We start from the raw sequence: 17,230 nt of genomic DNA on the forward strand, positions 1-17,230 counted from the left end.
TGAAAAAATTCGCTGTAATTGGCTTGGTAGCCCTGCTTTCGATAGCTTCCTTCTCTGCCTCGGCGTGTCCAAAAGGCACTCACCCAACAGGTGGAACAGGATCGCACCATAAGGGCGGGACCTGCTCCTGATCAAAAGCCCGGCCCAGCGCCGGGCTTCTTGTATAGGCCCCTCCCTGCTTGATTACGCAGCGTTCCATTGAGCGGCCTTGATAATCGCCGACGACCTGCAGGATAGAATTAGAGATAGATTTAGGAGGGAACCATGAAAAATATGATTCAAGGATTTATCGCTGCAGCCATCGTGGTAGCGCTAGGTGCTTATGGCTGGATGCATTATCAAACACAACAAGAAGTCGAAGCTGGAGCAGCTTACGCCAGACAAAGCTCAGCATTGGTTATGCAGCAATTGGCAATGCTTTCCGACGGGGATAATGTCACTGTAGCGGATTTTTTTTCATCCACACGGAAAGCTACCGAGGAGCTTTCGAGCTGCACATTAGCGATTGACTCTCGCGAGTGGCGCCGCAGTCATAGTGCGCGGGATGCGGCCAAAGAAATATGTTCCTCAGCCAAAAGCCTGATATCCATGCTATCTATGGATGCCAAGGCGAGACTGGAGCGACAGTCGGCCAAGGTCAGAGCAGAAAAGGCCTCGGCAGCTATTTCCAAGAGCAAAAATAGCTACGAGATAGAGCTGCTGACATCGCAGATGAACGAAGCCTATGACGAGCAAATCAAAAGCCTTGAGCAAGAAATATCCAGCATCAAACCCAATGCAAGCCGCGTTCAGGCATTTCTGGCAGCAGACGACAGAGCAGTCAAAACGCTTGGCGTGCCAGGCTTGAGCCAAGACGCCAGATCAAGACTCCAGCAGATGTACCCCGAAAAATAGCAACGCCACCTACTACTCAGAGCCCGCCAAGTGCGGGCTTTCTCATGCCTGCCGAAAAGACTCCGCCCTCCGAAATATGCATTTATGCATGAAACATGCTGCCCCCCTCTTGCCAAGATATGTCAGCGCAAATACTGTGCATAATTACAGTATTCGAAGGAGCGAAGCATGAACCAAGCACCCTACCCCACTTCCAAACTGAGAGATTCCTACGAGCTTGTGGGCCACCGCCTGCAACGCTTGATCGCCTCTCCCCGGGTACAGCGGATTCAGTTGGTTGAGGTCTCCAGGCGCGACTACGAAAGCCCTGAAGCCTGGCGCCAGGTGATCCAGGATATCGGCGACACTGCCGGCATAAAGATCGAGCATCTGGATGATGGTGCCGTCAGGATCGGCTGGCGCGAGTACTGCGATTCCTAAATGAGCCCGCCAATGAGCGGGCTTTTTATCACCCACGAATTTCAGCAATCTGAATTTATTTATTCAGCATACTTGACGTACTAATTTCAGCTTGCTTAAATTCGTTTCACGCCAGCAACGAACACTGCCGGCCAACAGCGAAAGCAGCACCGCTCTTTAGCGACAACCCTTGCCGGATCACCACCGGCCCAGATTCAAAGGCAGCGATGAACCGGCCTAAACGGTTCAGAGGGTTGGCAACTGACCCGGGCGTGCAGCGTAAAGCGCCAAGAACAGTTATCCAGCGGGAGAACAAGCCGAAAGGTCCGCGGCTGGAAGAACATTTGATTCAAGCCGGTGACCGACGCCAGTAGCGGGTCACGGCAAGCTCCAAAGGATATGAATTAGCGGGCCCGATAGCTTCGGCTGGGCGCGCCGGACCTCATGCACCCTGCCCCATTCAGCCAGGGCATTCAGAGCTGTAGCGTGCATGTTGTAAGGACCTGTTATCCACGGCAAACAGATGCTGTTTGACGCTGTGAGTAGGAAGCTCGAAGCCCACACCGAAGACGACCGGCCAGCCCTGCAATCAGCAGCGGGTAATTGGACAACACCGCTGACGCAACAACCCCAGGCCGTCGCCAGTAGCGGGCCTGGGCCCCACAGATTTCCTCGATGACCTTGGCGACAGGGTCATCCGGAAAATCAAACGAGGAAAAGAAAATGCAAATCATGATCAAAAGCCGTTTCGCTGGCACCATTTACGTTCAAGACTGGACGGTGTCTACCGGGCAGGCCCAGGCATTTGTATGCGAAGAAGGCTACGACGGACCTTGCTGCATCGTTTTCTTTTGAGTGCGGACCTTTTCACTGATGCCCATCCAGAGCGGTGGGCATTGCGAAAACAACCCGGAGCATGACCATGAACAAAGTCATCCACATCACCCTGCGCGGCGAACTTCGGGTATTTTCCGACAAGAGCCTGGCCGCCTGTATCAGCGAGACAAACAGGCTCAACGCTGAACGTGGCTACACCAGCAGCGTTTCCGTCGTTGAATGCGAAGACGGTCATCGAGTGACGGCGGCGGATTGCAAGTCCTGCTCAGATATTCCCGTCTAGGGAGTAGATAAAAGGGGCAATGATCGTAATTGGGCCGTCTTTCATTAAATCGGCTGGTGGTTTCGGCAGTGGTTGGGCGCGACGGATTAATTCTAGAGTGGCCGCGTCCAAGTCCACATTGCCTGAACTTTGTACCAGCTCATAAGAAACGACATTTCCGTCGCCATCTATCGTAAAGCGCAGTTGGGTTGTCCCTTCAACCCCGGCCAGTTGCGAGGCCATCGGGTACGTCTTGAATTTATTCAAATGCGCAACGAGCCCGGCGCTCAGTGTTTTTTCTTGTTCGGCAGTGGAAGAGCAACCAGAAATTACGCCGAGAAAAACAAATGAAAAAATAGTGGCTAGAAAAAATCTGAACATTCAAAAATCTCGCTATTTGGCGGTGCGATCTCGCACATCGCTGTTTTGAGCCTATCAGTACACTCAACTGCCCCGCAATAAAAGCGCAGCTTCAACGAAGTTGGATGACCTGTCCTCCCTTTCCCACCTCTATTACGTCAGCACTCCTCCCCCGCGCCCATCGGCAATCAGCGGGAGGCATGAGTGTTGACGAATACAGGTGAACAACAGCCACCTTGGAGGCGACCATGAACGCAGCATTGAAGATTTGCCAGGAGCGTTACGACGCTCAGTTGCCTCCAGAGGTCAGCGAGAGCGACGAGGTGACGGACTGGCTTGAGCATTCGGCAGAGCGCCTGGTGTGCGGCGTCGACATCAAGTGGAAGCGCCGCTTCGGCCAGCCGCAGGTGGTGACGTTCGACCGGTTCTGCACGGCCCTGCAGGGCTACCTGAACCAGCGCCAGATCGACGGCCTGGACGAGCGTGATTCGTTTGCCCGCCTACTGCTGTCGGCGATGCTCGGCAGCCAGAGCGATGCCCGGGCTCACGCAGCCGACCTGCTGGGCCATCAACGCCCGATTGAAGCGGTCGAGAAGATCGCTGTAGCGCTGCTGAGACCGTATGCCGAAGACGCTGTAGCAGCAGGACGGGAAGAGCGCGAAGACGATGTGGATGCCGACCTATGAGTCCGCACATCCTGATCGATGAGGCACTTGAAGCACTTGAGCATCCCAGCAGCGAGCCCGGCGCCCAAGCCGTCGTGGTGCGGATGATCACCAACATGCTCACCGGCGATGCGATCACCGTCGAAGAATTCAACCACTACTGCCAGCGCCTGCTGAAAATCACCAGGCAGCGCAAGGAGGCTGCATGACCACCGCACCGGTTAAATCGTTGATCGACGAGCAGCTCGACGACATCGAGCGCCGCATTGCCATCCTGGGCTTCGGCCTTCCCTTCAACGAGCTCATCGGCCGCAAGCGTGAAGACCTGGTGCGGGATCTGCCGCAGCGCCTGGCGCCAACCATGAAGGGTGGTCGCATCGCGGTGAGGGTTCGGCCTTGACTCCCCACCAGCACACCAGGCGCATGCTGATCTGGCGCGGTTCCTTCTCTGCCCTCTCCGTCTGCACCTTTCTGATGTTGCTCAGCCCCCTCGCTGATCGAATCACTCAATAACCAACACATCACAGCGCCCCGCAAGGACGGCGCGGGGGTATTGCCATGCTCGCAGCTATTGCAGATCGCATCCGGTCCAAGTCCTACGAACTTCCCCTGTCCCGCGACTACGTCCGCCATTGGGGCCTGAAAGAGGCCATCCGGGAGCTGGTGCAGAACGCGCTGGATAGCGAGTCGCCTTTCGAATACGCCTTCGCCAACGGCCAGCTGTTCATCACCAGCCGCTTTGCAAGGCTGGAGGCCAGCACCCTGGTTCTGGGCAGCACGTCTAAGTCCGACCGCGCCGATGCCATCGGCAGCTTCGGCGAGGGCTACAAAATTGCCCTGTTGGTACTGACCCGGAACGGGTACGAAGTGAAGGTCTGGAATGGCAATAAGCAGTGGGTGCCTGAGTTCCGGCATAGCGACCAGTTCGACGCGGAGGTGCTGTGCATCAACGAGACGCCGGCACATAGGCAGAATCAGGGTGTTGAGTTCGTTGTCTCCGGCCTCACCGAGGAAGACGAAACGGAAATCCGGAACATGTGCCTGCGTATGCAGCCGCCGATGAGCGACGTCATCGGTACCAAATACGGCCATATCCTGCCCTCCCGGCCCGGCAAGCTGTACGTCGGCACCCTCTTCGTATGCGGCACCGATCTGACCTACGGCTATGACATTCTCCCCGAGCATCTGCAGCTTGAGCGAGACCGCCAAACGGTTAGCGGATGGGATTTGAAACAGGTGTCGAAAAACGCCTGGATTGACACCGGGCGCTTGGATGAGGTGGCGGAGAAGATCGAGGCTGGTATTCCTGACGTTGAATATGTCGAGTACGGCAGTACCGAGCTTGTACGGGAGGCCTGCTACCGGTTGTTCCAGCAGAAGCACCCCGGTGCCATTGCCGTTCAATCCCAGGAAGAACTGAACAACCTGGTCAAGCAGGGAATGACCAACACTGTAGTGGTGAGCCGGACCTTCCACTCTCAGGTTTCAAATTCGACTTCGTACAAGCAACAGGTCTCCCACGTCGTTGCCATCCAGACGCCCAAAGCCGCCCTGGAAGAATGGTATCGCGACCACAAAAAATACATGAGCAGGCTGCCGTCGGCTGCCTTCAAGGAGCTGGCCAAGCGTGCTGACGGCTGGAGGAACAAGTGATGTCCGAGAACACCAGGATATGGGATCAGGTCGAAACTACCGACCCCGAGGTCACCAAAAAATTTACCGGCGCAGGCGGTTTCAAGGGTACCGCCATCAGGCCCACTTACCTGATGTATCGGGCCACAGAGCTGTTTGGCCCGTGCGGTGAAGGCTGGGGCTGGACAGTTCTTGAGGATCGCTTTGACGAAGGCGCGCCCCTTCAGGCGCCAACGAAAGAGTGGCCTGGAGCGCCAATGATCTGCGCGAAGGTGCATACCGTAAAGGTAGAGCTTTGGTACACGGGCAAGGCCGGACAGAAATGCACAATCCAGCAGTACGGCCACACACCATTCGTGTACCTGCAGCAGGGGAAAATCCTTACTGACTGGGATACGGCGAAAAAGTCCCTCACCGATGGCATCGGTAAGTGCCTGCAAGCCTTGGGCTTCGCAGCTGACATTTACCTGGGCATGTTCGACGACCCCACCTACGTCGACACCATCACCGAAGAATTCAAGATCGAGAAGGCTGAAGACAAAGACGCCGAAATTCTGCGCCAAAAACAGGAGCGCATTGACTGGCTCGCCTCGGCTGTCGAGACCATCGGCAAGGCGGTAACCGCCTACGAGCTGAAAACATTGAACGTGAAATACATTCGTGAGGCAACCCGCCGTAACGAGCCGGCTTTCATCGCGCGGATCACCCGGGCGTTCGAAGAGCGCAAAGCCACCATGGAAAAATTGACTGAGGACGCAGCATGACTCAACTCTACGCACTGACCGGCAAGCTGGCTGAGCTCCAGGCCATGGCCGACATCGATGATGAGGGTCTGAAAGAGGCTCTTCAACATGCCATGGACGAAGTGCAAGGTGACTTCAACGATAAGGCCGACAACATCGTCATGTTGCGCCGGAACATTGAAAGCGACGTGACGGCCATCGACAACGAAATCGAGCGCCTTGCTGAACTCAGGAGAATCAAGTCCAACAGCGTTTCGCAGATCAGCGACTACCTGCGCCGCAACATGGAAGCCGCCAACATCAAGTCGATCAAGCGTCCGCTCTTCACCATCACGCTGGCCATGGGCAGCGAACGGGTGATCGTGGACAACGAAGATGCAGTGCCGGACGAACTGACCACTGTGAAGTCGAGCATTGCTCCGGACAAAAAGGCCATTGCCGCCAAGCTCAAGGAGATCCGCGAGCATAACGAAGCGGTTCGCAAGCGCATGGCAGTCGGTGAAGACGCTGAACACGAACTTCTACCCGAACCTACCTGGGCTCACTTGGAGCGCGGCGATAGTTCGATCCGAATCAAGTGAGGTCGCCATGTACGTCAGCAACCACCTAAGCCTGGTCGAGGAACAGCGGCAGCACGTTGATTCAATCGCGGAACGTACCGCACAGTTCCTGGCCGCCGGCGGGACGATCTACCAAGGCAAGAGCCCATCAATCAACCCGCCGCCACCGCACCGCTCCACCAAGATCGATCCCGAAACCATACTCAAGCGCCGCAAGCCGCCTATCACAGCGGCAGAACGTAAGGTGCTGCGCAAACTCGCGGAGGCATTATGAGCAAGCGCAAGGCGCATAACCTGCAGGCGCGTATCGCGCGGTCGTGCCGCTCGCTACTGGCATCCAATCACGTCGCCGTGGTCAACATCGACCCCAGTGGCCGCCAGGGCATGATCAACTACAAGTCGCTGAAGAACATCGCGCCAGGGAAGATTGGCCAGGCCGTCTGCGGCATCCCCCACCGGTGGACGATCTACCTCAGCGCTCTTTGCATCGACGCCCGCGGCGACCGGTACAGCAAATCGGTGGAGGTCGCGCCCGATGGCGTCTACCTCTCCGACCATCTGGAAGACGTGATCGAGCATTGCTACAAGAAGCTGCGCGATGAGGCCAATCAAAGCCAGATGGTGGCTTCGGGTTGGATTGCCATTCCCGAATCGATGTCGCTGGACGAGGCGCACGCCGCGCGGATCTTCGAAGCGGTCGGCGCCTGGCATCAGGTGAAGGTCGACTCATGCGCCGCATAGCCCGCACCCAGCAACGCAAACGACAAACCTGGCTCGCAATGCCGGCCAGCGGAATAGAAGAGGTAGGCCATGGCAGCCGAACAGAAGGAACGCACGGCCAAGCTTGCCGAGAAGCGGCTGGAGCTGGGCGAGCAGGAATTGCGGCACACGGTCCCGTACGGTACCCGGCAGATGCTCGATGAGCTGATGCGCTGGCATGAAATTGAGGAGGTCAGCGAGGCGGTGCAACTGCTGGTGCTGAATGGCCGGGCCGAGGATATGCCGCCTGCGCCGCCGAAGGCAAAAATTCCGTCCGACATCATTCGCCATTACTTCCGACACGGAATGCTTGATCGGCTGCGGCGCTGACCGTCGAACTAGGCGAGACGAAAGACCGAGCGCTCATCTAGCACTTGATCGCTCACGCCCACGCGCCTGGATCGAAAAAGTCTGCGCCGCTTTTTTAAAAGCGTGCTCCACGAAATCGACATAATGTAATACGTGGGGCAACGATAGAAGGTCGGCCTTACTCAACTCCTTCAGATATATTTTGATTAAAATTAAAAAAATGGATTTGACCATATTCAGTCTTTTTCAGAATCATAATAATCATAAACCACTTTCGCTACATATCCGTGCTCGCGCAGATGATTAACCCCCCACTTACGCAAAAGTAAACGCATATGCCTATAGTTGAAAAAAATATAGTTAGAAAACAATATACGCTCGGGCGGCAGTAAAGTTTCCCTAAACACACCCAAATATGATGCTTTATCGTCATCAGGGATAGTTGAATTATTGACAAAGTTAACCACTCGAGCAGCCCTGAAAAAGAAATTCATAAAGACATCATGCTCTAATGCTGCATTAACATGAGCCTTCGCTAGCTTCAATTGACCCTTAACACTCTTACCGGCAAACTCTTCTCGACGTGCTAAAATATCTTCACAGGCTTTATCAGCTTTCGATTTAGCCTTGCCGTTTTCATCCGACTTTGTTCGAAGATAAATTTCACAATATTTTTCCGCTCTATCTAGCAATTGAAAAAATGTAGCCTCGAACTTCTCAGACTCTAATATTGTTTGTTGCTGCCTCATAAAATCCGTTGTTTTTCTGGCCTCGCCAGTTTGGATAAGGGTGGTTCTTAAAAGCACCAACAATGCTAGAAAGCTAAGCACTGGATTTATGAGTCCGCCGACAAAGTCACCAATCTGACCAATATTATTATCGAGGTTCAGGCGCCTGCCGTATAGCGCCACAAAAGATAGTAAAACTAAACCTGCAATGACCAGTGCCAGCCATACCATCAAGGCATTACTTATTGGAGGTATATTCTCATCACTGCTGCGCCCTCCCTTTTCAATGAAAAAGCGATACATGCTAAAAAGACTTACCCCCAAAATAAAAGTTACTAATACGATCGCAATTGCCTCCCTCAAAACCTTCTCCTTGACTAGCTTCGCACATTGGATTTGATGCATCCATTCTCACACTAAAGCCGCAATTTTTCCATTAGTCGCATCCGCCAACGCAATCTCAACCCAACCGCCTTTCAGCCATCCCGGAGAAACAGTCATGTCCACAGCAACAGATACAGCAGAGTTTCTTGAAGAACTCAACGGCGGCGCCTTCGCCAGCCAAATTGGCCACGCCATCTCCGAGGTAGCCGCGGGGGTTGTTGACCATGGCAAGTCCGGGAAGCTGGTTATCACCCTGGATTTCAGCCAGATCGGCGAATCCCACCAGGTGAAGATCAAACACAAGCTCGACTACAAGGTTCCGACCAAGCGCGGCACCCGTAGCGAAAACACAAGCCTCGACACGCCCATGCACGTGGGCACCGGCGGCCGCGTGACTCTCTTCGCGGAAAAGCATGACCAGCTTTTCAGTCGCGACGACGCGCCGATTCCTAAGCGCACCTGATCCGCCCGACTCACCCTCCCCCCCCCCCCGCAATCCAAGGAAATAAGCGATGTCACTTACCAAAGATGCAATTCAGCTCATCACCGATACGGCGCTGGAAGCCAACGGCAAGAAGCTGGAAACACTGGTCCCTACCGTGGTGCTGCCGGAAAGCTCGAAAGTAATCGACTTGGAGAGGTTCCAGGGCGGTCGCAGCCGCTTCCGTGGAACCTATACCACTCACTCGCTGGAAGACTTCAGTGCCTACGTGGTGGAACGCACGGCGCTTGGCGCCCGCGGCTTCATTGATCAGGACGAGATGAGCTGTGTGCTGCTGTTCAATTTGGGCACCGCAGAAGTACCTGGTCACGCTGATGATCGCGCCGTCCTCAAGTTGAAACCCACCGCCGGCTACACCGCCGCCCAGCAAATCGGCGGCCGCGGCATCAGCCAGAAAGACCTGAGCGACTGGATCGAAGACTGGCACCAGTATCTCACGCCGGTTGATGAGGTTGGAGCCGCCATACCGGTGGCCAAAGCTATCGCCGCCGTGCGCACTATCACCATAAAGGCGTCCAGCGAATCGGAAACCACCGTGGGCGAGACCAGCGCCAGCCGTAGCGCCATGGACCAGATCGAAGCGCGCAGTAAAGAAACCCTGCCAGTGTCGTTGCAATTCCGCACGGTGCCGTTCGAAGGCCTGACCGAGCAGCAGATAATCCTGCGCCTGTCGGTTATTACCAGCGGCTCGCAGCCAGTGCTTAAACTGCGATGGATAGGTGAAGAGGTGCAGCGCGAAGATATCGCGCAGGAGTTTAAGACGGTGCTGCAAAAGCATATTGGCGTTAGTGCCAGACTGGCGCTTGGCTCGTTTGATCCGAAATAAGCCGGGCAACGTGATCCTGCTGAGGACTCAGCAGGATCTTAAGGAAAAGTACTGAGCTAGTGTCCAAAATTAAGGTTCATTGCAATGAAGTTTTTTCTGCGGTCGGTTACTCACTCTCGAAAACCATGCAACCTTACCGGCCCCTTTCGTAAATTAATGGCATCGGCTAGCTCTTGAATTTTCCGCTTGCGATCGCTGTAAACTTCTTCAATAAGAAGATTTATAATATTGAAAGAGTCTTCTGTATCCGCATGAGTAATGATTGAGTTCGAGTGGCTTCCGTTATTACCTTGCCACCTAATCGCGTCAAGCAAATTTCGCTCTGTAGAACTCTCGGGGAGTTGTTTAATTCTTTTTTCTAAAGAAACGAACTTCCCTCTCGCACTCTCTGGCACGCCAAGCGATGTTACTATCCCCTCAGCTGCCATACGTAAAGAGTTGCATGAAGCTGCTGGGTGCGCATAAAACAGTGCTGCCGCGGCGTCTACGCTTTCCTTCACGTCCTTAGGGGTTGCGTTGGGGTAATCAATGAACCTTAGAGCTGGGAAAAAGTATTTTGGACGATATTTTACTACTAAATGTCGCGACCAGTTTTCGTGATCATCAACATCGATTTCCTCGTCAACATAACCGTCACCACTGACGAAAATTGTCTCAAAACACCCAGTGCATTCTAAGGTCAGACTGAACACGTACTCATCATATTCTGGCTCCCAACCCTCTGAGCCACCATTCCTTTTGGTAGAAGCATCAGCTTCTGAAACAAAAGCTTTCTCGGATAACTTCAGTTTTCCGCAGGAAGGGCAGGGATATTCAGGAATTTCACCTTTAACAAACTCTCTTACGAAAACTTCCAATTTCACTTCGATCTCCTTGATCCGGCTCCATGCCGGTCACCCGTAATACCCCATATCAACGAATCAGGCCAGCCGCCAGCGCCCTATCGCCTTCCTGGGAATAAAGCTACCCAAGAAAAATACAGCCGCCGGCCCTATGAGCCAAGCGGCGGTCGTTCCCGGACTGACAATAGGTACAGCGATAGCAATTGCAAACAGTCCTATTCCTGCCCACAGCCGCCTACGCGGCGTGAACCACTCACGGAACGCTTCAAGCTTTTTACCGGCCATTTCCACCTCCTTGTTCGATAAGCAGCAAAGCATATCACCCACTTTAACGAATCACGCCAGCCGGCGAGGATCCCCTATGCCTACTCACAACATCGTCAGCATGAGCGGCGGTAAAGACAGCACGGCTACGCTGCTGGTCGCCCGCGAGCTGGAGGTGCCTAACCTGAGCGCTGTAGTGGCTGATACCGGGCATGAGCATCCAGAGACGTACGACTACATCCACTACCTGGCTGAAGCCACTGGTGTTCCCATCCGGTGGGTAAAGGCAGATTTCTCCAGGCAGATCGCCGGCAAACGCAAATTCGTCGAAACGAAATGGCGCGAAAAGGGTGTTGCCGAATCCGTGGTGCTGGGCGCTCTAGAAGTCCTGCACCCAACCGGCAACCCGTTCCTGGACTTGTGCCTTTGGAAAGGTCGATTCCCCAGCACCAAAGCCCGCTTCTGCACCGACGAGCTCAAGCGCAACCCAATCATTGAGCAGGTCTACCTGCCACTCATGGACGGCGAAAACATGCTGCTGTCCTGGCAAGGCGTGCGGGCCGATGAATCACTGAACCGCCGATACCTGCCGGAGTGCGATGAGGTTGGCGGCGGCCTGTTCAACTACCGGCCCATCTTGAAGTGGACGGTTGATTCAGTCTTCGAGGCTCACCGCGCGGCCGGGATCAAGCCGAACCCGCTTTACTTGCAAGGCTGCAATCGAGTCGGGTGCATGCCCTGCATCATGTGCGCGAAAGACGAGCTCCGGCAGATCGCGGCCAGGTGGCCAGAGGAAGTTGATCGTGTGCGCGAGTGGGAGCGACTGGTGAGCATTGCCAGCAAGCGAGGCGCGGCTACGTTCTTCGCCACCGTCACCGACCCCACCGTCCGGTCAGATGAAAAGGTTAGCGCGGCCACGCACGGAATTGACAGGATCGTCGACTGGAGCAACACCGCGCGCGGCGGCCGCCAGTTCGACATGGTCGACCTCATCGCACGCACCGACAGCCAGAACAGTTGTTCATCTGCTTATGGTCTTTGTGAATGATTGAATTTATTCGCAGGATTGGCTTTCAACTTCCCTTTCGCCTCTACTTCTGTTCGAACTCTGCCTGCCAATTTCTTAAATGCAGCGGACTTTTTCAGATCAGAAGAAACAAACATAATTTGCGTATTATAAAATTCAAAAGGAGTTCGAGTCACAGAGCTAATTTTTCGGCCGACATACATATCGAAATTCAAGCCCAGCAGACTAAAAGAATGGAGCCGATCTGAGCCGACTCTCCCTGACCTAGGAAACGTCATAATAGCTGAGGTATCTAAGTCAGAGTTCACATTGACGAACAACAACACGTTATTCAATTCTGTTTTTCCTAATAAAAAACTCCTGAACTTGGATTCATAATGCTGCCCAAGCGCACGATTATAGGCATCCCCATCATACCCCCAATCCCAGACCTGTGCCCTCCAAAATATACTCATTGCAAAGTAGAAGATTGAGTTCACAACACCTGCTTCCAACAAACGACTGTCGTAAATATCGAATCTTTCACCTTTAGAAATTGCTGCCTCAGAATTTAGCATGTCTAGTAAAGGAAACCCGGAGGCAGTAGCCCAAAGGTGCCCCATCCTCCGTTCCCCATTTTTTGAAAAAAGGTCTTCACACTCAGAACAAAGCAGCGGACGCTTAACTTGTCTATCTGTTTGGATCGCGCTTTTTCTTCGTAAGTTAATTAATACAGGTGGTCCACTACCAGTTTCTTCGGTTCCTCGAACATGAGGATAGGCAGCCGCTGGCATAAAGTGGCTATCGATAAGCTTGCCTTTTTCTTCCCTGCAAAGTGCGCAAATCATAACGCCCCCCTGAAAATCAATTCGGTCAAATATACCGATAAGGATCCCCTATGTCCGCACAACGGAAGAAACACGCCTTGGATTTCAAAACTCAATACGGACTCGGCTTCAACCCTCAGGACGATGAGATCGTTGTCGACTTCTTCTGCGGTGGCGGCGGGGCCGGTACCGGCTTGGAGATGGGCCTGGGCCGCGCGGTGAATGTTGCGAAGAACCACAGCCCGCAAGCGATCAGCATGCACACCGTGAACCACCCGGGCGCGAAGCACTTCACGACCGACGTTTTCGATGGCGACCCGGACACCGAGTGCGGCGGCAAGGCCGTGGGCTGGTTCCACATGTCGCCGGACTGCACCCATCACAGCCAGGCAGCTGGCGGCCAACCGCGCAAGCGCGAGATCCGCAACCTGTCGTGGATCGGCCTCAAGTGGGGAGGCAAGAAGCGGCCCCGCGTGATCAGCCTGGAGAACGTGAAGCAGATCCTGCAATGGGGCCGACTGATCGCCAAGCGCGACAAGGCCACCGGGCGAGTGGTGAAGCTGGACGGCAATGTGGCGGCACCTGGCGAGGTCGTGCCGGTGGGCCAGCAGTTCCTTATTCCAGATCCAAAGCAGCGCGGCCGGACCTGGCGCCGCTTCGTGGCTCTGCTCGAGGGCATGGGCTACGTCGTCGAGTGGAAGGTGATCAAGGCCTGCGACTTCGGCGCGCCGACCAGCCGGGAGCGGCTGTTCATGATTGCCCGATGCGACGGCCAGCCAATCGTGTGGCCCGAGCCGACCCACGCGAAAAACCCTGCCAAGGGTCAGCAGAAGTGGAAAACAGCCGCTGACTGCATCGACTTCACCGACCTGGGCAAAAGCATATTCGGACGCAAGAAGGACCTGGCACCGGCCACCCTGCGCCGCGTTGCCAAGGGCATGAAGAAGTTCGTCATCGACAGCGCGTCGCCATTTATTGTGCCGATTGCGAACTGGTCCGGCGAGGCAGTGCAGTCGGCCGACGAGCCGCTGCGCACCATCACCTCCTACCCAAAGGGCGGCGCCTTCTCAGTGGTCAGCCCGATCATTGCCCCGGCTACCCACCAGGGCAGCGACCGAATCAATGACCCGCTTGAGCCGCTGCCCACAGTGACCTGTGCGAACCGTGGCGAGCTGACGCTGATCAGCCCACTGATGGTTGGGGCCGGTGGCCCGGAGTACTCAGGCAAGCCGGTGGGCATGGACCAGCCGGTGGGCACGCTGATGACCCAGAACCACCGTGCGCTGGCTTCCGCCTGCATCGTCCAGGCCGGGCACGGCGAGGGCTCTGGGGCAAATAAGCGCCGCTCCCACGGGGTGAACGACATTTGCGGCCCTATCGGCACGGTTACCGCAAGCGGCGGCGGACAGTCCGTCAGCTCCGCGGTGATGATCCAGGCCAACGGCGGATTCAACACCACGCACGCCAAGGGCATGCACGAACCCATGACCACGGTGACCAACACCGGCAGTCAGCAGCAACTGGCGGTGGCGAACCTGGTTCACTTGCGTGGCAACTGCGATGCACGGGACGTGAACGACCCGCTGCACACCGTCAGCGCCGGCGGCCAGCACCACGGGTTGGTTAGCGCATTCATGGAGCGGGCATTCGGCGGCAGCGTTGGCCAGGGCCTGGAGGAACCAGCACCCACCATCACAGCCGGCGGCGGTGGCAAGAGTTCGCTGGTGTCGCTCACGCTGTCACCGGAACACGAAGCCGGTGCCCTCCGCGTAGCCGCTTTCCTGATCAGCTACTACGGTACCGAGAACATCAGCGCTTGCGATGCGCCCGCTCCGACAATCACCACCAAGGACCGCCTGGCCATGGTCACCGTCATGGTGAAGGGCACGCCCTATGTGATCGTCGACATCTGCCTGCGGATGCTGAAACCGGCCGAGCTGTACAAGGCCCAGGGCTTCCCGGCCGACTACATCATCAGCCACGGCGCCGACGGCAAGCCGTTCACCAAAACTCAGCAGGTGCACATGTGCGGCAACAGCGTCAGCCCGCCGCCCATGGCTGCACTCGCAAGGGCAAATGACCCATGGAGAATCTCGGAGTACCAAACAGAAGCAGCTTGAAGCCACCCCAGCTCCCTCAGTGACAAAATGATGGCGAGGACATAGTAAATAGCCTCAAGGATTTCATTCAGTTTTAGCATGTTGGTATCACCAGTTGATTTAGGCGATACCGATTTTGTTATCACGACTGATTAAATTCCTCTTGGGGTTTTTCCAACTCATGTCACGCGACATCACCCGTCGTCACGACGAATCATCAAACAACTACCGCTTGTCGGATATCGACTCGTAGCACTGCCAAATCTCTATAGGAGTACATCCGTACCCCTCCCGTAAAACCTGTAACCCCTCCCCCTTCAAAGTCAGCCGCTATAGCGGCAAGGACGAACTCGCCCATGAAACAGCATCGCGTTTTGATCGGCGACTGCATTGAGTCGATGCGGACGCTGCCAGACAAGTCGGTTCAGATGTGCGTAACCAGCCCGCCCTACTATGGACTTCGGGATTACGGTGTAGACGGCCAGATTGGTCTAGAGGAAACGCCAGCCGAGTTCATAGCTCGACTGGTCGAAGTGTTCCGCGAGGTGCGCCGAGTACTCCGCGACGATGGAACGGCCTGGGTAAATATGGGTGACAGCTATGCCGGCAGTTGGGGCGCGCACGGTCGTGATGATATGGGCGTCGGAGTATCGACGCTCAGCCAGAGGCAGGTGATGGCAAGTCAGCGTAAAGCAAAATCGACAACCCACGCGGAGTACAAGCCGAAAGACCTGATGGGCATGCCGTGGCGCCTGGCGTTCGCCCTCCAGGATGACGGATGGTACCTGCGGCAAGACATCATCTGGCACAAGCCAAACCCCATGCCGGAATCAACGCGCGACCGCTGCACAAAGGCCCACGAATATATCTTCTTGCTCAGTAAGTCGCGCCGGTACCACTGCGATATGACCGCGATCCGCGAGCCTGCGATATACGGCGCAACACCCAGCGGGGTCGGCTTCGGCCATGGCTTCGATGTGATAACCAAGCCGAGGGCAACGGTACCGACCGGCTGGGACACATCAACCGGCGACGGTGGGCACGGTGCTTTCCACAAAGACGGCGCAGAGCGAGCACGGCGGGACAGCTTCAAGCGTGAAGGTTCGAAGCGAGAGCAGGCCATACCGGGCCAAGCAGTCGGCACGCATCGACCAGACCGCGAGGAAAGTTCGTGGGATGTAGCCACCCGCAATAAGCGCAGCGTCTGGACCGTTGCAACGCACGCCTTCAAGGAAGCCCACTTCGCCACGTTCCCGCCCGATCTGATCCGCCCGTGCATCCTTGCCGGCGCGCCACTAGGCGGCACCGTGCTTGACCCTTTCGGCGGCGCCGGTACCACGGCGGTGGTTGCCATGCAGGAAGGCCGAAAATCAATCCTGTGCGAACTGAACCCGGAATATGCCGCAATGGCTGAACGCCGGATCGCGGCCGCCTGGCTCGACGGCGCCGCACAGATGGATGTCTTCCGCGACACAGTGCAACACCCAGCAGCCTAACCCCAATCCCCTACATGACTGCCGGTGAACAGAGTCACGGCAACTGACTATCGATCCATCGTTCCGCCGCCGCCATCGCGTCATCAAGCGCTGCTGGATAGTCTGGCCAAGGGCCTTCCAACTTCGCTGCAACCTCACCCAAGCCATTGATGGCTGCTGGTTCAATGATATTTGCGGCAACAGGGGTCTCATCGTTCGGGCGGCGCCAGTCGAACTTGAGAAACATCACGTGGCCCCGGTAAGCGTGCGCTATCGGAGCATCGAAGTTGTGTGACACGTCCATGCCTCATCACGAACTTAATTGAACCTTCTTGTACACGGCTTTCGGCCTATTTGACATCTAGGCAGAAAGCTATCACTCCAATCCCCTATATGCCGCCCAGCGCGGCAAGGACACCGCCATGTTCGCAATAAAACTCACCCTCATCCTGCTGGGCGCTTTGCTGTACCTGGTAGGCAGCGGTTGCTGGTTCTTTTGGATCGCCCCGCGCCTTCTGGTCGGCGGCGAAACAACCGATATCCTCTACGCCTTCGTCGGCACCTGCGGCTGGCTGCTGATCACCTTCGGTTTCATCATTCACATCATCAAGACAGCGCGGCCCACTACGGGCGCACGGAGCGATCCATGAGCGGAGTTCAATTCCTATCGCATGAAGAGGTTTGCGAGCTGACCGGCGCTCGGACAAAGGCTGGCCAGATCCTGAACCTCAAAAGAAACGGCATCCGGCACACCATCAAAATGAACGGTTGGCCGAGCGTGACAGCCATGGCAGTTACTGCCGTCGGCATATCCGAGCCAGAGAAACTCGTATGGAAACCACGCAAGGCAAGCTGAA

24 protein-coding genes and 1 pseudogene are annotated in these 17,230 nt (G+C 55.8%); 20 read left to right on the forward strand and 5 right to left on the reverse strand.

Annotated elements, in window-relative coordinates:
• Nucleotides 1–264 precede the first annotated feature (264 nt).
• From OSC50_RS12620 to OSC50_RS12635, 4 genes are all read left to right on the forward strand, one after another.
• Nucleotides 265–894, forward strand: coding sequence for a hypothetical protein (locus OSC50_RS12620; RefSeq protein WP_266249172.1), 630 nt, complete (start codon nucleotides 265–267; stop codon nucleotides 892–894).
• Between the two features lie 168 nt (nucleotides 895–1,062).
• Nucleotides 1,063–1,314, forward strand: a complete 252-nt coding sequence (locus OSC50_RS12625; protein WP_266249171.1) for a DUF1654 domain-containing protein — start codon at nucleotides 1,063–1,065, stop codon at nucleotides 1,312–1,314.
• A gap of 702 nt (nucleotides 1,315–2,016) precedes the next feature.
• Complete coding sequence (locus OSC50_RS12630) at nucleotides 2,017–2,148, forward strand: hypothetical protein (RefSeq protein ID WP_266249169.1); 132 nt, start codon at nucleotides 2,017–2,019, stop codon at nucleotides 2,146–2,148.
• 67 nt (nucleotides 2,149–2,215) lie between these two features.
• Nucleotides 2,216–2,413: a hypothetical protein gene (locus OSC50_RS12635; RefSeq protein ID WP_181079741.1), complete on the forward strand. Its 198-nt coding sequence runs from the start codon at nucleotides 2,216–2,218 to the stop codon at nucleotides 2,411–2,413.
• Here the strand turns inward: OSC50_RS12635 and OSC50_RS12640 are convergent.
• A pseudogene (locus tag OSC50_RS12640) lies at nucleotides 2,396–2,671 on the reverse strand (energy transducer TonB family protein); the annotation flags it as partial. The gene OSC50_RS12635 and the pseudogene OSC50_RS12640 overlap by 18 nt on opposite strands.
• Nucleotides 2,672–3,000: 329 nt before the next feature.
• Between OSC50_RS12640 and OSC50_RS12645 the strand changes: the two are divergent.
• From OSC50_RS12645 to OSC50_RS12685, 9 genes are all read left to right on the forward strand, one after another.
• On the forward strand, nucleotides 3,001–3,438 hold the full coding sequence (locus tag OSC50_RS12645; protein WP_181079739.1) for a hypothetical protein: 438 nt from the start codon (nucleotides 3,001–3,003) through the stop codon (nucleotides 3,436–3,438).
• Complete coding sequence (locus OSC50_RS12650) at nucleotides 3,435–3,626, forward strand: hypothetical protein (protein WP_181079738.1); 192 nt, start codon at nucleotides 3,435–3,437, stop codon at nucleotides 3,624–3,626. The genes OSC50_RS12645 and OSC50_RS12650 overlap by 4 nt, the downstream gene beginning before the upstream one ends.
• Nucleotides 3,623–3,817, forward strand: coding sequence for a hypothetical protein (locus tag OSC50_RS12655; protein ID WP_012724020.1), 195 nt, complete (start codon nucleotides 3,623–3,625; stop codon nucleotides 3,815–3,817). The genes OSC50_RS12650 and OSC50_RS12655 overlap by 4 nt, the downstream gene beginning before the upstream one ends.
• A gap of 158 nt (nucleotides 3,818–3,975) precedes the next feature.
• Nucleotides 3,976–5,070 (forward strand): hypothetical protein, encoded by a 1,095-nt coding sequence (locus OSC50_RS12660; RefSeq protein WP_266249166.1) that lies wholly within the window; start codon nucleotides 3,976–3,978, stop codon nucleotides 5,068–5,070.
• Nucleotides 5,070–5,813: a hypothetical protein gene (locus OSC50_RS12665; protein ID WP_266249165.1), complete on the forward strand. Its 744-nt coding sequence runs from the start codon at nucleotides 5,070–5,072 to the stop codon at nucleotides 5,811–5,813. The genes OSC50_RS12660 and OSC50_RS12665 overlap by 1 nt, the downstream gene beginning before the upstream one ends.
• The gene (locus OSC50_RS12670) at nucleotides 5,810–6,373 is read left to right on the forward strand and encodes a siphovirus Gp157 family protein (protein WP_266249163.1); all 564 of its coding nucleotides are present in this window, start codon (nucleotides 5,810–5,812) and stop codon (nucleotides 6,371–6,373) included. Before OSC50_RS12665 ends, OSC50_RS12670 begins: the two co-directional genes overlap by 4 nt.
• A 7-nt stretch (nucleotides 6,374–6,380) precedes the next feature.
• A complete protein-coding gene (locus OSC50_RS12675) occupies nucleotides 6,381–6,626 on the forward strand; it encodes a hypothetical protein (protein ID WP_266249162.1) in 246 nt (81 codons plus the stop codon).
• Entirely contained in the window at nucleotides 6,623–7,093 is a 471-nt protein-coding gene (locus OSC50_RS12680; RefSeq protein ID WP_266249160.1) for a hypothetical protein, read from the forward strand. The genes OSC50_RS12675 and OSC50_RS12680 overlap by 4 nt, the downstream gene beginning before the upstream one ends.
• Before the next feature lie 69 nt (nucleotides 7,094–7,162).
• Nucleotides 7,163–7,441, forward strand: a complete 279-nt coding sequence (locus OSC50_RS12685) for a hypothetical protein (RefSeq protein WP_266249158.1) — start codon at nucleotides 7,163–7,165, stop codon at nucleotides 7,439–7,441.
• A 215-nt stretch (nucleotides 7,442–7,656) separates the two neighbouring features.
• Here OSC50_RS12685 and OSC50_RS12690 read toward each other — a convergent pair whose 3' ends face one another.
• A complete protein-coding gene (locus tag OSC50_RS12690) occupies nucleotides 7,657–8,511 on the reverse strand; it encodes a hypothetical protein (RefSeq protein ID WP_266249157.1) in 855 nt (284 codons plus the stop codon).
• A 136-nt stretch (nucleotides 8,512–8,647) separates the two neighbouring features.
• Between OSC50_RS12690 and OSC50_RS12695 the strand changes: the two genes are divergently transcribed.
• Nucleotides 8,648–8,995 carry a YfdP family phage-associated protein gene (locus OSC50_RS12695; protein ID WP_266249155.1) on the forward strand — a complete coding sequence of 116 codons (348 nt, stop codon included), beginning with the start codon at nucleotides 8,648–8,650 and terminating at the stop codon, nucleotides 8,993–8,995.
• A gap of 49 nt (nucleotides 8,996–9,044) precedes the next feature.
• On the forward strand, nucleotides 9,045–9,860 hold the full coding sequence (locus OSC50_RS12700; protein ID WP_266249154.1) for a YfdQ family protein: 816 nt from the start codon (nucleotides 9,045–9,047) through the stop codon (nucleotides 9,858–9,860).
• A gap of 110 nt (nucleotides 9,861–9,970) precedes the next feature.
• On the opposite strand, the gene OSC50_RS12705 is transcribed toward OSC50_RS12700, so the two are convergent.
• On the reverse strand, nucleotides 9,971–10,723 hold the full coding sequence (locus OSC50_RS12705; RefSeq protein WP_266249153.1) for a DUF8608 domain-containing protein: 753 nt from the start codon (nucleotides 10,721–10,723) through the stop codon (nucleotides 9,971–9,973).
• 340 nt (nucleotides 10,724–11,063) lie between these two features.
• Between OSC50_RS12705 and OSC50_RS12710 the strand changes: the two genes are divergently transcribed.
• Nucleotides 11,064–12,014, forward strand: coding sequence for a phosphoadenosine phosphosulfate reductase family protein (locus OSC50_RS12710; RefSeq protein WP_266249151.1), 951 nt, complete (start codon nucleotides 11,064–11,066; stop codon nucleotides 12,012–12,014).
• Here the strand turns inward: OSC50_RS12710 and OSC50_RS12715 are convergent.
• Nucleotides 11,996–12,820 (reverse strand): hypothetical protein, encoded by an 825-nt coding sequence (locus OSC50_RS12715; protein WP_266249149.1) that lies wholly within the window; start codon nucleotides 12,818–12,820, stop codon nucleotides 11,996–11,998. The two genes, OSC50_RS12710 and OSC50_RS12715, sit on opposite strands and share 19 nt — an antisense overlap.
• Nucleotides 12,821–12,870: 50 nt before the next feature.
• On the opposite strand from OSC50_RS12715, the gene OSC50_RS12720 reads away from it, so the two are divergent.
• Nucleotides 12,871–14,919 carry a DNA cytosine methyltransferase gene (locus OSC50_RS12720; RefSeq protein WP_266249147.1) on the forward strand — a complete coding sequence of 683 codons (2,049 nt, stop codon included), beginning with the start codon at nucleotides 12,871–12,873 and terminating at the stop codon, nucleotides 14,917–14,919.
• Nucleotides 14,920–15,254: 335 nt separating this feature from the next.
• Complete coding sequence (locus OSC50_RS12725) at nucleotides 15,255–16,394, forward strand: DNA-methyltransferase (RefSeq protein ID WP_266249145.1); 1,140 nt, start codon at nucleotides 15,255–15,257, stop codon at nucleotides 16,392–16,394.
• A gap of 34 nt (nucleotides 16,395–16,428) precedes the next feature.
• Here the strand turns inward: OSC50_RS12725 and OSC50_RS12730 are convergent, their stop codons facing one another.
• Nucleotides 16,429–16,620: a hypothetical protein gene (locus tag OSC50_RS12730; RefSeq protein WP_266249143.1), complete on the reverse strand. Its 192-nt coding sequence runs from the start codon at nucleotides 16,618–16,620 to the stop codon at nucleotides 16,429–16,431.
• Nucleotides 16,621–16,795: 175 nt separating this feature from the next.
• On the opposite strand from OSC50_RS12730, the gene OSC50_RS12735 reads away from it, so the two are divergent.
• Both OSC50_RS12735 and OSC50_RS12740 read left to right on the forward strand, forming a co-directional pair.
• Entirely contained in the window at nucleotides 16,796–17,023 is a 228-nt protein-coding gene (locus OSC50_RS12735; protein ID WP_266249141.1) for a hypothetical protein, read from the forward strand.
• Nucleotides 17,020–17,229, forward strand: a complete 210-nt coding sequence (locus OSC50_RS12740) for a DUF4224 domain-containing protein (protein ID WP_181079718.1) — start codon at nucleotides 17,020–17,022, stop codon at nucleotides 17,227–17,229. The genes OSC50_RS12735 and OSC50_RS12740 overlap by 4 nt, the downstream gene beginning before the upstream one ends.
• Nucleotide 17,230 lies beyond the last annotated feature (1 nt).

The sequence above is a fragment of the Pseudomonas quebecensis genome (assembly GCF_026410085.1).
Lineage (GTDB): Bacteria > Pseudomonadota > Gammaproteobacteria > Pseudomonadales > Pseudomonadaceae > Aquipseudomonas > Aquipseudomonas quebecensis.